This window comes from Pseudomonas sp. 2995-3, assembly GCF_002742565.1.
In the GTDB taxonomy this organism is placed as follows: domain Bacteria; phylum Pseudomonadota; class Gammaproteobacteria; order Pseudomonadales; family Pseudomonadaceae; genus Aquipseudomonas; species Aquipseudomonas edaphica.
In genome coordinates this window covers 1-344 of the sequence record NZ_LJSB01000422.1, presented here as the reverse complement: position 1 = coordinate 344, position 344 = coordinate 1, and the positions used below count along the sequence as shown (strand labels likewise).

The 344-nt window shown below is 31.7% G+C and carries 1 protein-coding gene; it reads left to right on the top strand.

The window, feature by feature from the left end:
- Positions 1-344 (top strand): hypothetical protein (locus AOA62_RS31970; RefSeq protein ID WP_218244247.1); only part of this gene is annotated, 344 nt, incomplete at both ends.

The window sequence follows — 344 nt, the reverse complement described above, 5'->3', positions numbered from 1 at the left end:
GACAATGGAAAGTGGATTGGTCATATAATTGACAGAGATATATTACATGAGTTCTTCTATGTTGCTGAAGGTGATATACCACAATTGATTGATGAATACTATTCCTTTCCAAAAGAAGAACTTGAACATACAATGGAGTTTCATTTGTCTGAAGAGAACTTTGATAAGCTAAGTGAAAAAGGTAACATGGAGTCTGTTATAAATAGTAGTAGTAACTTTTCAGCAAATGAACTTGGGAGCTTCGAAGAGTTTATTAAGGATTTGGAAGATCAGCAATGGTCCCTTTATAATATTTCATTTTTTGAAACACCAAATAATAATGGAGAACCTTTATTACATAGTAT